Annotated in this window: 11 protein-coding genes; 4 read left to right on the top strand and 7 right to left on the bottom strand. The window is 65.4% G+C overall.

The features are described from left to right. The first annotated feature begins 9 nt into the window (after window positions 1-9). From RGQ06_RS01350 to RGQ06_RS01335, 4 genes are all read left to right on the top strand, one after another. Entirely contained in the window at window positions 10-831 is an 822-nt protein-coding gene (locus RGQ06_RS01350) for a helix-turn-helix domain-containing protein (RefSeq protein ID WP_432428424.1), read from the top strand. Window positions 832-875: 44 nt separating this feature from the next. Next, a complete protein-coding gene (locus tag RGQ06_RS01345) occupies window positions 876-2,090 on the top strand; it encodes a hypothetical protein (RefSeq protein ID WP_432428423.1) in 1,215 nt (404 codons plus the stop codon). A 177-nt stretch (window positions 2,091-2,267) separates the two neighbouring features. Continuing rightward, entirely contained in the window at window positions 2,268-2,510 is a 243-nt protein-coding gene (locus tag RGQ06_RS01340) for a helix-turn-helix domain-containing protein (protein ID WP_432428422.1), read from the top strand. Between the two features lie 89 nt (window positions 2,511-2,599). Further along, entirely contained in the window at window positions 2,600-3,940 is a 1,341-nt protein-coding gene (locus tag RGQ06_RS01335; protein ID WP_432428421.1) for a recombinase family protein, read from the top strand. A 145-nt stretch (window positions 3,941-4,085) separates the two neighbouring features. Here RGQ06_RS01335 and RGQ06_RS01330 read toward each other — a convergent pair whose 3' ends face one another. The 7 genes from RGQ06_RS01330 to RGQ06_RS01300 form a co-directional block, all read right to left on the bottom strand. Then, window positions 4,086-5,084, bottom strand: a complete 999-nt coding sequence (locus tag RGQ06_RS01330) for a DUF4214 domain-containing protein (protein WP_432428420.1) — start codon at window positions 5,082-5,084, stop codon at window positions 4,086-4,088. A gap of 150 nt (window positions 5,085-5,234) precedes the next feature. Continuing rightward, window positions 5,235-6,488, bottom strand: a complete 1,254-nt coding sequence (locus tag RGQ06_RS01325) for a DUF4214 domain-containing protein (RefSeq protein WP_432428419.1) — start codon at window positions 6,486-6,488, stop codon at window positions 5,235-5,237. Between the two features lie 692 nt (window positions 6,489-7,180). Further along, a complete protein-coding gene (locus RGQ06_RS01320; protein ID WP_432430693.1) occupies window positions 7,181-8,590 on the bottom strand; it encodes a recombinase family protein in 1,410 nt (469 codons plus the stop codon). 24 nt (window positions 8,591-8,614) lie between these two features. Then, entirely contained in the window at window positions 8,615-9,874 is a 1,260-nt protein-coding gene (locus tag RGQ06_RS01315; RefSeq protein ID WP_432428417.1) for a recombinase family protein, read from the bottom strand. Between the two features lie 173 nt (window positions 9,875-10,047). Further along, a complete protein-coding gene (locus RGQ06_RS01310) occupies window positions 10,048-10,473 on the bottom strand; it encodes a YccF domain-containing protein (RefSeq protein ID WP_432428416.1) in 426 nt (141 codons plus the stop codon). A gap of 63 nt (window positions 10,474-10,536) precedes the next feature. Further along, complete coding sequence (locus RGQ06_RS01305; RefSeq protein WP_432428415.1) at window positions 10,537-11,967, bottom strand: recombinase family protein; 1,431 nt, start codon at window positions 11,965-11,967, stop codon at window positions 10,537-10,539. Between the two features lie 288 nt (window positions 11,968-12,255). After that, the gene (locus RGQ06_RS01300; RefSeq protein ID WP_432428414.1) at window positions 12,256-12,606 is read right to left on the bottom strand and encodes a hypothetical protein; all 351 of its coding nucleotides are present in this window, start codon (window positions 12,604-12,606) and stop codon (window positions 12,256-12,258) included. Window positions 12,607-12,847 lie beyond the last annotated feature (241 nt).

Here is a 12,847-nt window from a genome sequence, read left to right as displayed (position 1 = left end):
GATCCACCCATGAAGCTTCGGAGGCGGAAGTCCGGCGCAACGACGACTCGGCAGTATTCACTTCGTGAGCTGCGCGAAGAACTCGGTTGCTCGCAAGCCGAGCTAGCTCGGCGACTTGGGACCTCGCAGCCAGCAGTGCTCAAGACAGAGAACGCGGCAGATCCCCGACTGTCGACGGTCCGTCGCTATGTGGCCGCGCTGGCAGAACTGAACGATGAGCCGTGGCACGTGGGCCTGGCTGTAGCGATCGGTGACCACGAGGTGGAGCTGGTGCTCCCTGGGGCGAACAGAAATGCTCCAAATACACAACCCGTGTCCACGACTGTTCCGAAGGTGGGAGTGCTCCCGGAGGCGCTCGCGACAGAGAACCCCGTCGGCACTTGGCGCCTCCGGGCGTGGGATGACCCGGAACTGGAGATGGCTTGGCTCGATCGTCTGATCATCTCCATGAGCGCCGATGAAATCGGCGACGTCACGCATTGGCCAGGGGCCGAAGCGCTTGCCCGCAACTTGTCGGAGGCGCTCCCAGGACGTACGCCCCAGGCCATCGGCATGTTCGTCACCTACTGGCGGTACTTCAGAAGGGAGATGTCGATCGGCGATCTCGTGCTGGTGCCCCTGTCTGCTCGGCGAGTAGCAATCGCACGCATCGCGGGTGACTACGAGTACCGATCCGACGAACCTGAGCCGAAACTCCGACACGTTCGACCTGTGGAGTGGCTTCGCGTCTGTTCCAGGTCCGAGCTCGACGAGGATCTTCGCCGGGTTGTGAACGCTCCGGGCACCATCTGCCGAGTGTCCGCAGCGGGCGCAGCGCAGCGCTTGCTGTAGTGCCGTAGACGGCGGTGCGCGACTCGGCGCGTAGGTCGTGTGCGATGCCTGACTACTTTGGGGGGCCGAAGAGCGGCTTCGACAAGTTGGCGGATGGAGAGAATCCCGTGGCGATCACATGCCCGCTGTGTCGACGCGACATGGCGTCGGACAGAGAGTTCAAGGTGCATCTGGAAGATGCCCACCAGCTCGTCGACGACCCGGGAGCAGTGGAGCGTCAATCGCATGAGAACGTCGCCCGCACGCAACCTTTCGAAGCAGGGTCGAGCGCGAGTCAACAGGCCGCGGGTTCTGAGCAGGAGCTCAACGAGATAGCGGTTGCGAGTGCCGGGCCAGGACGTCGCTCAGCGAAGGGCGTGGTCATCGCCGCTGCGGGCATCGTCGTAGTCCTCGTCGTCGGGGCGGTTGTCCTACTGGGAGGCAATGGTGCCGATGACGATGCAGCACTGACCTTCACAACGAGTCTGGGCGCTGGCGCTGACGTGACCCCCGAGGAGTTGGAGGCCATGGCAGAGGCGGGGGCGGACGGCATCTCGCCCGACGACCCAGCCTATGAAGACGTGTTCGGCGCTCCCGATGACGGCGCCGGCAGCGACCCCACGCCACAGATGGAGACCGCGCCGACGGCACCTGAGTACACCGTCGAGCCGATCGAGATCTCTGATGTCGGTTGGGTTCACAGTGACTCCTTCGACGGGACCTACTACCTGCACTTCGGCGGGTTCGTCAGGCAACCGTCGCCCGACAGGATCTGCGACGGGGTCGACGTGGAAGTTGTGGCCCGGGATGAGGCGGGAAACGTGCTCAACACGTCGAGCGAATTCGCCGGATCAGTTCCCCCGGGTCACACCGTGGCATTCAGCGGTCAGATCAGCGTTGGGTCCCGGGCGGCCACGCTCGAGACCCGTCCCGGCTCCGATCACCACTGCGTCCTGACGGATCCAGGACGATTCCGGACACCATCGGTATCCAACGTGGCGTTGCTCGACAACAGCCGCTACGGCTACCTGACGCAAGTCGTTGGCGAGGTCACCAACCCATACAACGAGCACCTGGAGTCCATCATGGTGACCGCATTCACCCGGGGGGCCGACGGCTCCATCATTAGCGGAGCGTTCGGTTTCGTCGAAAACATCGCCCCCGGAGCCACGGCCGCCTTCAGCATCGACCTCAGCGGTAACGCCAACGAGGCCACGCCTGTCACGCCTGAGGCCCACGCGGTCGTGTGGGAACCTGACTGGAAGTACGTCGGAGACTGATCAACGCGCAGCAGCGAACGATGGCCGTGCAGTGCTCCCATTACGCCAGCGCATGGATTGGAGACTTCGTGCGCAGTGCAGGTGATGGATCGCGTTGCGCTCATGGGTGCATGAAATACTATGAGACGGCTTGCCATGGCATGATTGCGCGAGCCGCCTGACTTGTGGGAGCGCGCCGTGCCAAGCACCACGGAATGGATGTCGACAGCGGATGCTGCCAAAGCCCTCGGGATCACACCCCGGACCTTGTACCGCTTCATCGACCACGGGGACTTGCCTGCGTATCGGTTCGGTCGGGTCATCCGGTTGAAGGCGTCGGATGTGGAGGAGTTCGTGGAGGCGAACCGGGTCCAGCCTGGTGAGTTGAAGCATCTGTATCCCGATGGCGCCGACAAGGATGACGCTGGCGACCAGCAGTAGCTGTTCACCGAGGATTCTCGGTGGACGCCGACCCATCGGGATGAGCTTCATGTTTGCCCTCGACGTGTATCGGGGGGATCGTGCGATGGGTGCGTGCGGTGATCTATGCGCGGGTGAGTCGCGCAGCGGACCGGTCGTCGGAAACGTCGACACCGCGTCAGATCGCGAACTGTCGGTCCTATCTGTCGAGCCGGGAGTGGGACGAGCACGCCGTCTTCCGGGACGTTGACCGCTCCGCGTACCGCAGTGGTGTGCTGCGGCCGGGGTTCGAGGCGATGCTGGCGGAGCTGACTCGGGGAGGCGTCGACGTCTTGGTCGTGTGGAAGCTTGACCGCCTCACCCGGCGGAGCCGGGACTTCGAGCGGGTCTGGTCAGTATGTGAGGACCACCGGGTCGCCTTGGCGTCGGTTACCGAGCCGGTGGACACGACGACCCCGATCGGACTGGCCATCGTGCGGGTGCTGCTCACGTTCGCCTCGGTCGAGTCGACCGTGAAGGGTGAGCGTCTCGCCGCACGGTTCCGGGAGAAGGCGACGCGAGGTCTGCCTCATGAAGGGGGTGTGCGCCCCTTCGGGCACAGTCGGGACCGGTCCGAGGTCATCGAGGGGGAAGCGGTGCTGCTCCGGGAGGCGGCCCAGCGCATCATCCATGGCGAAGGGGTAGTCGCTATCGCCCGGGACTTCCGGGCACGGGGGGTGGTCGGAAGTTGTGGCGTCCCGTGGACTCACACTGGGATGCGGTCTTCGTTGCTGTCGGCCCGGATGGTCGGGGACCGCAGCTACCGCGGTGACGTGGTCGCCCGTGACTGCTTTCCAGCGATCTTGGACCGGAACACCCATGAACTCGTACGCCACATTCTCGACGACACCCCGAAGCGAGCTCGCCCGTCCCGGAGTCTGCTGCAGGGACTGTTGCGGTGCGGCTTGTGTGGTCAGCACCTGACGGCGGCGATGTCGAGCAAGAAGTCACTCATCTACAAGTGCGCCGGTTCGCCTTACGGGCAGGGGTGTGATCGCATCAGCATCTCTCGTCCGCTGGTCGAGGACCTGCTTGTGAGGGCGGTACGGGATCGTCTGCGTCGGCGGTCGATGAGGCGGCAGCGTGCAGAGCCGAGCGATCCAACGGGTCGGCTGCGTGAGTTGAACCGGGCGTACTTCGTCGCTGGTGCGCTGTCGCGTGCGGAGTTCTACGCCACCCGTCAGACGTTGTTGTCCGATGATGACGACCGGGCAGACCGGTGGAACATCCATCCCGACATTCCTCCCGGAGCCAGCGGTCGGGAACTCGACCGTCGATGGGACGAGCTGACCAGGTCTGCGCAACGAGCGCTGCTCGAGGCGTTCCTGGACAGAGCAGTGGTTGCACCGGCTCCCGTGCGGGGTGGCGGGTTCCAGCCCGAGCGGGTCCACCTTCACTGGCACGGAACCTGAACGGCTACGAGGGTCACGCCATGTCGAGTTGCGAATGCTCGGAGCCGGCCAGTGCTTCGTTGTGCGGGTCAGCGTTGCTCCAACCAGACCGTGCGGGGACGGCGACCTCTCGTGGTTCTCGTACGCCATCCCCGACTGGTCGCGGCTAGTAACCCGGGGGACGTCCTGCTGCTGTCTTCGAGCGGAACTCTTCGGAGTCAGAGAAGTAGATCATCACGAACCCGCGGAGCATGCCCCGGTTCATCTGGTCGGTCCAGTAGGCGTATCCCTGAGCATCCGGGGACCGGCCGAGCACGTTTTGATACACCCGCTCGAGGAACTGTGCGTTGTCCAGGCTTCCGTACCGGGACTGGAACTCTGCTGAGCGGGCGAAGTCGTTGGAGATCTTGTCGAGTGGGTAGCCGTTCCGGTAGACGCCGAACCAGTAGTCGTAGCCGGACCTGTCCGGCTCGCGCAGGAAGTACGCCCGGTAGAGCCGGTAGATGGTGCCGGTCGGGCCATTGGGATCGTACGACGGCGACGGCGCCGGTCCTTGGGTCGCCCCGTCGTAGGGAACTCTCGAGGAGTACTCGCCGGGCACGTCGGGATAGAGGTCCAGGACCCAGTCGTTACAGCACGAGAGGTTCTCGTCGTCGTACAAGCTGCTCTGGACGGCCACACTGTCGGTGTTGGCCAGACAGCTCCGGGGGACCAGGGTCGTGATCCGGCTGTTGGTGTAGTCGACCGACACTCCGACTCCGCCGCAGGCGATCGCGTATCCCGGGTCGTTGTAGCCCTGCACCTTTTTCAGCTCCCAGGATCCGTCCCGGTAGGCGTTCAACTGGAAGTCCTCAGAACCATCGCCGTTCACTTCGTAGGAGACCTGTGCCGTGTCCCACCACTGCGGCTGCAGGTCAACGATCCGGGTGGACACCTGGACGGCGCTGGCTGTCGTGGTGACGTCGACCTGGGCAATGTCGACCTCGTCCCAGTCCTGGTTCAGATAGACCTCGTCAGCGACCCAGTCGTAGTAGGCGACATCGTCTTGCCGGTCGACGAACGTGGATCCGCTCGCCGATGCTGGCTGTGCGGTCGGAAAGAGAACCACGAGCACGGCAACTGAGAGCATCAGCAGCAGTGCCCGGTACGGCTTGTGTCGCTTCATGTGTCCGCCCTTGCTGTTGGCGACGTGACGTTCACGCCGGTGTTCGGCGACGACGCCGGAGCCGTCCCCGAAGAGAGTGCAGGCAATCGTCGGTGTGATCTCCGCCGGTCACGAGAGGGTTATCCGTTGCGTGTGACACGACCTCGGTGGTCAGCCCTCGCAGCCCCAGCCGTCGCTGTCGCTGTCGAGGCGGTAGGGGTCGTTGCTCGGGTTGTGGACCCGGATCGGCTTGGTCGCGGCTGGAAGTTGGCCGCAGTCGACGTCACCGGTGCTGTCTTCGTAGCTGGCCACGCACGCGCCGTTCGCTGCGCTGTAGACGCCATCGGTCTTACAACCCGGGGGCGGCTGAGTCGGTGGCGGTGAGGTGGGAGGAGGACTGGTGGCATCCGAGGATGTCTTGGTGCAGCCGTTCAACATGTTCGACAGAGCGGTCTTCTCCGCGGTGTCGACCGCCAGCCTCCAGTGGTACTTCGTGATCACGGTCAGTTCGGCGAACACGCAGTTCGACTGGGGCCGGGACGGGAACCACTGGCCGGCGTCGCGGTCGCTCTTGCTCAGATTGGAGCTGGCAGTCACCGCCGTGAGATTGACGGTCCAGTCGGCGAACCCATCCCGTTGCGTCGAGGTCCAGGAGTTGGCACCGGAGTCCCATGCTTCGGCGAGGGCGACGACATGGTCGATGTGCAATTCGCTGGTGTTGGGCGTCGAGTAGCCGTCCCACAGTGAGAACCAGGTTCCGTCACTACGACGTTCGGCCGCGAGGACCTCACAGCGGGTGTCGCAGCCGTCGCGGTCTTCGTCGTCCCAATGCTTGAACAGGTCCCGGTCGTAACCGGAGCGGGTCGGCTCCGGAGCGACGGCGAGAGAGTTGAGCAGCAACTTGGCGTTGGACCCGGCGCGATGCCCGGGCGGCACACCCTTGGCCGTCTTCGAGCGGAACTCGTCGCTGTCGGAGAAGTAGATCATCACGAATCCGCGGAGCATCCCCCGGTTCATCTGATCCAACCAGTAGGCGTAGCCGCCCTGGTCAGGGGCTCGGCTGAGGACGTTCTGATAGACGAGCTCGAGGAACCGGCGGTCGTCGACGCTGCCGTACCGCTGCTGGAACTCGGCGGAACGGGCGAAGTCGTTGGAGATCTTGTCGAGCGGGTAACCCTGCGCGAACACGCTGTACCAGTAGGCGAACCCGGCGGCGTCGGGCTCACGTAGGAAGTAGGCCCGGTAGAGGCGGTAGATCGTGCCTTCAGGCCCGGATGCGTCGTAGTACGGCGCGACCGCGGCAGCAGGTGCTGGGGGCTCAAGCGCGACTGCCCCCGCGACGCCAGTGATGGCCAGCACTAGCGCCGCAAGGGCGCGTGCAAGTCGGTTCATGATCCCACCTTCTTGTTCCGCCAGCACCCCCACCGGGCACCTGCCAGGACCATAGACCCCCGGCTGTTCTGACGTCGTGGCGAACGCAGATTCAGGGCGATCGACCTACAAGGCGCCTCTCCGGTTGAGCAGCGCGTGAGACCCCCGCGTCCAGCAAGGGCCAACCGGACGGGAAGCCTTGGGCCACCATCACGGATCTGTGGCGAGGTGGTCACGGGCGGCAGCGTTGATGGTCCGAGGTAGGCCGAACACTTGCGGCCCTGTAGTCGGCTCACTTCGTGGTGATACCGGCCTCATGTAGGGCGTGGAGAACGGCGCCTTCGGAGATGCGGAGTTCGGCGGCGATCTCGGCGATCGAACGTGCAGCGTCTTCGTACTGCTCCATGAGCCACTTCGTTGGGACTCGGGCTTGGGTTCGCTGCGGTGGTCGGCGGATGCCGTACCGGCGGAGCGCTCGGTCAACTGCACCGTGAGGGCAGCCCACCTGAGCAGCAATGGCTCGAGCGGTGCGGCCATGCTCGAGGTACTCACGGCGCAGCCAGTCCGGATCGTTCAGACGTGCGTACGAAGACGGCATTACTCGATGATGCTGCAGTGCCTCTGCTCGAGCGAGGACGTCGGTGGCGTCACGCTCCCCAGGTGATGCCGGCGAGGATGCGGTCGGGGTCGAACCATCCGCCTCGGGATCTGCGCCGGCGCCTCTGGTTGACCGGATCACCGGGCCGTCAGCGTCGCCAGGTCGTCCCTCCGAGCAAGCGGTTCGGGTCGAACCTTCCGCCCGGCGAGCCTCCGGGCTTCACGGTGATGTGGTCGACGACAGCCTCGACGAGATCTTGCTGGTCCTCGAGGCGCAATTGAGCCCAGTGAACTTTCAGGTCTGTCGAGCGCTGGGCTGCTCGGTCGAGGGCGGCCCTTTGAAGCGGGGCGCGGCCAGCAGCTCTGGCGTCTCGGAGTGACACCAGCAGAGGGTGTCGGGCGGCTTGCCATTCGTCCTCGGTCAGACGGCCCTGGGCTCGGTTGACAGCGAGTTGACGAAGTCTCGCGTCGAGCACCACCGGACTGCTGGCGGCGATCAGGTGGTCGACGCCGGAGCCCGGAGCCCGCAATCGTGGCCCTGTCTTCAATCTGTCGAGGACTGCTGCTCGGACCGCATCGTCAGATGCCGGTCCCAAGATCGTGAGGTGGCCACATGCTCGGCTTCCTGGTGGACCGCAGCACTTGTACACCCGGCGTCGGCCGACGTTCCGTGACTTCAGGTTTGCTCCGCAGCGGCCACAGGAGATGAGCCATGGATTCAAAAGACCGTTGCGGGATCTGACGGGGTCGAGCCGGGGGCCGTTGGCCAGGACGAGGGTCAGTAGCTCCGTGGTTGCTTCGTCGAGGATCGGCTCCCAGTTCGCTGGTCCAACAACGGCGCCGTTTCGGACACAGAGGCCGCAAATCGTGGGGGAGGTGAGGATGCGGCGCAGGGAACTGTCCCCCCATTTCCCTCCACCCTGCGCCGGCACGTTGCGCCGGTTCAGGTCTTTCTTGACGTTGTTCACCGTGTCGCCGCGAAGGACTCTGACGGCGATCTCTCGGAGCACGGCGGCCTCTTCGGGGACGACCTTTAGATCGCCGTTGCCCGTGGACCGGTAGCCGTACGGTCTTGGTCCGCCTCCCCACCGCCCGAGACGGGCGAGCTCGCCGTGTTTGAGTCGGATCCGTTGGCCCTGCTGTTCCACTTCGTGCTGTGCGACGGCGCCGACCACTCTGGCGACCATGCGCCCGGAGGCGGTGGTCAGGTCGAGCAAACCTGACGTGACGGTCGCGACCTGGGCCTTTGCTGCTTCCACGGTGTCGACGAAGCGAATGAGATCTTGTTGGCGCCGGTACAGCCGGTCGGCGTGCCAGGCGATGACCAGGTCGACCTTGCCGTTGGCGACATCGACGAGCAGGTTCTCGTAGGCCGGTCGACGAGTTCCGGCGTAGGCGGAGCGGTCGTTGTCGCAGTAGATACCTACGAGGGTTCCGCCGATGGTGTCGAGTAAGGCTCGGCATGCCGTCTCCTGGCGGGCCACGCCGAGAGCGTCGCCGTGGTCGATGGAGATGCGGGTGTAGATCGCCGCTCTCGGCTCGATCACTGACTCCGACATAGCGCTGACCCGATCCGAGGGCGTCTACGACGGTTCCCGCCACACGATGCCGTCGGTGACCCGAGACGGATCGAAGCGGCCGCCTTGTTGGGCAGCGGGCCGAACGACGATTCGGTCAACAACGGACCGGATAGCGAGTCGCTGCTCGTTGACGGTCCAGTCGCTCCCATCACCGGTCATCGAGACCGGCGCGCGCCACGTGGCGGGGTCGTCCAGGGTCTGACCAGTGCCGGGTTGCGCTTTCGATCGACTGGATGGCCGGGCGAGGAGTCCCCGGCTCGTCCGGGCATGGTGGTCGGTGCCGAGTCGCTCGCAGACCTCGAGCAGGACGGCTGCGTCGGCTCGGCTGGAGGTGATCCAGAGCGTCCCGCAACCTCGCCCTTCCGGGGGTCTTCTGCACATGTAGGCGTTGCGGCCCGAGGACTTGAGCGTTGACCCGCACCGGCCGCACCGCAGAAGGCTGCACAGGAGTTTGGCGCTGGTTGCCAGATCGGGCAGTCGGGCGGTGAGTTCGGTGATCTGGTCGACCGTGGCCTTGTCGAGAATCGGTTCCCACACACCGCGGGTCGGCTCGCCGCCAAGCATCCGGTACCCGTACACCGACGGTTTCGTCAGTACCCCGACAAGCGTGTCGGGATACCAGAGGCCACCCTTGGCCGTCGGGACATCGCGTCGGGTGAGGTCCCGGCAGACCGAGGACACGGACTCCCCGCCGATGAGCCGGTCGGCGGCCTCCCGGATGATCAAAGCCTCCTCGGGGACGACTTGGAGCATTCCGTCACCGACGTAGCGGTACCCGTACGGGCGCTTGCCGCCCGGCCACCTGCCAGCCCGGGCCAGTTCTTCGTGCTTGAAACGCAGCCGCTCCGCTCGGCGTTCCGACTCGTGCTCGGCCAGTGCTCCGACAATGCGAGCGACCATCCGCCCTGACGGTGATGCCAGGTCCAGCTCACCGGTCTCCACGGTGGCGACCGAGGCGCCTGCAGCCTGAACCGTGTCGATGAAGGGCACCAGGTCTCGTTGTCGACGGTAGATCCGGTCCGGATGCCATGCGATGACCATGTCAATCCGGTGCGAAGCGATGTCGGTGAGCAGGCGGGCGAACTCCGGCCGTGGACGCAGACCGAAGGCTGAGACGTCACCTTCCTCGTACACCTCGACAACGGCAACCCCTGCGGCGTGGGCAAGGCGGCGACACTCGACTTCCTGGCGGGCGCAGCCGCCGCCGTCACCCAGCGGGCTTCGAGACGTCCGTGTGTAGATGCCAGCCCGCGATGCGGTCACTGGATGGACGGTACGCCCGGACCGGGCTCTCCGATAGGGGCCGTCTGCTGCGTCCGTCGGCTCCCTCGGTCACTGTCCTCCACGTCCAAACACGCAGACAGGGACCGTGCTCGGAACAGGGATGAGCGGCGTCGTCGCAGCAATGACGACGCCCGCCTCCCGTGGGGCAAGGTTCAGCGGACCGGCTCTGGTCCTCGCATGTAGATGTCGCGTCCGCCGATGTCGTCGAGGGGGACAACTGTCTTTCCGAACGGGACGAGGGCCAGCAATGCCAACTTGAAGTTGGCCACGCCAAGCGGGATGCCAATGATCGTGATGATGAGTGCGATGCCGGTGGCCACGTGGGCAAGGGCGAGCCACCAACCGGCCAACACGAACCACAACACGTTGCCGATCAACCCGAGCGCCCCGCTGGCGTCTGGGTCACGCACGACCACCCGCCCGAAGGGCCACAGCGAATAGCCGGCGAGCTTGAACGACTGGAGCCCGAAAGGAATGCCCACGATGGTGACCAGCAGGACCAGCCCCGCGATGGCGTAGCCAATCGCGAGCCAGACGCCGGCCAAGATCAGCCACAAGATGTTGCCGATGGTGCGCATGGGTCGACCGTATCGACGAATACGAACGCAACCGAGGGTTGGACCTCGCTGGAGTGCGCGCTCTCAGCCCGCGTGCGGGACCGAGCCGAAGTCCCGGTGGATCCAGCAGATGCCGTCGGTGACTCGGGTGGGGTCGAACCGTCCTCCGGTGGATTTCGATGACGGCCGGATCGTGGTGTGGTCGATCACCGCGTCGACGACCTGACGGCGCCGTTCCAGACTCCAGGTCGCCCACGCGGCTTCCAGTTCCCCCGACGATGTCGGCAGGTCGGCGAGCGCATTGAACGCTCGGTCCTTCGCGAGCCCAGCGCGTGCGGTTTCGATGTCGTGCGTGAGCACCTGCCGGCAGGTACGCCACTCCATTGTCGTGAGTTCACCGTCGGCGTATCGACCGGTCAGTTCGCGCAGGAGAGCTTCGGCGTAGACGAGGTTCTTGGCGGCCTCCTGGTCCAACTTTGTGGTCAGGATCAGGGCTTCTCGTGCCGGGCTGTCGAGTACGGAAAGAACCTGTTGCTTGATCGTTGCCTCCACCTTCTCGGCCACGATGGACAACGAGCCGCAGCCGCGGCCATCCGGCGGCTGCTTGCAGACGTAGACCCGAGGACGTGGCCCCGCCCATGCAGAGACGAGGGGATGGCCGCAGCGTCCGCACCGAAGCCGGCCGCCGATGAGCAGTGCGACGCCGGAGGGCACGGTGCGTTTCCGTGCAGGGTTCCGGATGATCACCGTCAGCCTCTCGACGGTTTCGCGATCCAGGATCGGCTGCCACACGCCCTGGAACAGTTCACCTCGCCAGATTCGAAAGCCGAACACCGAGGGCATGGTCAGCGTGTTGGCGAGGGTGGACACTCGCCACACCCCACCCCGGGCGGTCCCGATCTGCCGGGTGCTCAAGTTCTTGCAGATCGAGTGAAGCGTCTGGCCTTGGAGGACCCGCTCGGCCGCTTCGCGGATGATCGCCGCCTGCTCGGGTTCGATCTCGAGCATTCCGTCACCCACGTACCGGAACCCGTACGGCGTCGCCCCACCCGCCCACCGCCCCCGGCGCGCCAACTCCGCATGCTTGAGCTGCAATCGCTCCGACTTGCGTTCCGACTCGTGCTCGGCAGCAGCACCAACCACCCTCGCCACCATCCGCCCCGACGCGGTCGACAGGTCCATGTTCCCTGCTGCCACCGTGGCCACCTGCACGCCGGCGGCCTGCACCGTGTCGATGAAGGGCAACAGATCACGCTGACGCCGGTAGAGCCGGTCGGGGTGCCACGCGATGACCACGTCGACCAGCCCGGCTTTCACGTCCTCGAGCATCTGCTCGAACGCCGGACGCCGGGTGCCAGAGAACGCCGAGTAGTCGTCATCGACATAGACCCGCACGACCTGCGCGCCGATCCGGGCCGCCAGATCCCGGCACTCCGCTTCTTGGCGAGCGACGCCCAACCCGGTGCCGACTGGGTCACGGGAGATCCTGGTGTAGATCGCCGCACGGCTGCTCATCCATCGACCGTACGACTGTTTCATCTTGCAGTCGCTGGAAGCTTGCTGCGGTGGACAGCGCGCGGCGATGGCTGGGTGACCGTGTTGTGGTCCTAGCTTCGGCTTCTTGGCTCGGTCGAGTGTCGGTAGCGGCGGCGCAACGGCGAGTCCCCAGCGACGTGGACAAGTTCCTTGGAGTCCCAGGCGGGGATCGACGTATCCGATGCCATCGGCCCACCCGTCTCATGCGGCTACGAAGGCGATGGGGGTCCCTTGCTTGGCGAGCAGGCGCGGGTAGCGGCCGACACATCAGCCGATGTGGTGCTGGACGCGCCATCCTGCTGCGTTCAGATCACCGTGGGAGTAGGTCGGCCCTCCACGACCTGCCGCATGCACCTCGTAGAACGCACGCTGCGGGATCTCTCGGATGATGAAGTGAAACAGGCAGTTGTAGAAGGTGCAAGTGCCTTCGCCGATCTGTTCGGTGCGCCCGTCAACGTGCTCGGCACTGTCGATCCGGCCGAGGGCGACGATGGAGCCCGATTCGTTGGTCAGCGACATCTGCTGTCCGACGTACAGGTCGTCGTAGCCCCCACCGCCCTTGCAAGGCTGGGAGGGATCACGGGTCCGCGGATCGTTGAGATGGATGGTTTCGGTCATCGTCGAGACCTGAGCCGGTGGTGGAGCCGCGGTCGGAGCCGGAGCCGGTGCCGGCACCGGTGGCGCAGTCGGAGCGGGTTCGGGCGGCGGCGCTGGAGCCGATGCAGGTGCTGGCGCTGAAGCCTCCGCAATGGGTGCCGGCTCTGGGTCTGGCATGGACGTGGTCGGTGCGGATGTCGTGGTGGAAATGCTCGACGCAGACGACTTGGCGCTCCGAGTGGTTGTCGTGGCACTGGGCTGG

This window comes from Salinilacustrithrix flava, from assembly GCF_041228405.1.
GTDB classification, from domain to species: domain Bacteria; phylum Actinomycetota; class Acidimicrobiia; order Acidimicrobiales; family Salinilacustritrichaceae; genus Salinilacustrithrix; species Salinilacustrithrix flava.
Note: the sequence above shows the minus strand (reverse complement) of the source record. Positions and strands in the feature narration are given on the sequence as shown.

What these genes read in the sequence shown, in the direction of transcription:
- RGQ06_RS01350 (WP_432428424.1), top strand. Translation starts at nt 10, where the DNA reads ATGAAGCTTCGGAGGCGGAAGTCCGGCGCAACGACGACTCGGCAGTAT.
- RGQ06_RS01345 (WP_432428423.1), top strand. Translation starts at nt 876, where the DNA reads ATGCCTGACTACTTTGGGGGGCCGAAGAGCGGCTTCGACAAGTTGGCG.
- RGQ06_RS01330 (WP_432428420.1), bottom strand. Translation starts at nt 5,084, where the DNA reads ATGAAGCGACACAAGCCGTACCGGGCACTGCTGCTGATGCTCTCAGTT.
- RGQ06_RS01320 (WP_432430693.1), bottom strand. Translation starts at nt 8,590, where the DNA reads ATGTCGGAGTCAGTGATCGAGCCGAGAGCGGCGATCTACACCCGCATC.
- RGQ06_RS01310 (WP_432428416.1), bottom strand. Translation starts at nt 10,473, where the DNA reads ATGCGCACCATCGGCAACATCTTGTGGCTGATCTTGGCCGGCGTCTGG.
- RGQ06_RS01305 (WP_432428415.1), bottom strand. Translation starts at nt 11,967, where the DNA reads ATGAGCAGCCGTGCGGCGATCTACACCAGGATCTCCCGTGACCCAGTC.
- RGQ06_RS01300 (WP_432428414.1), bottom strand. Translation starts at nt 12,606, where the DNA reads ATGACCGAAACCATCCATCTCAACGATCCGCGGACCCGTGATCCCTCC.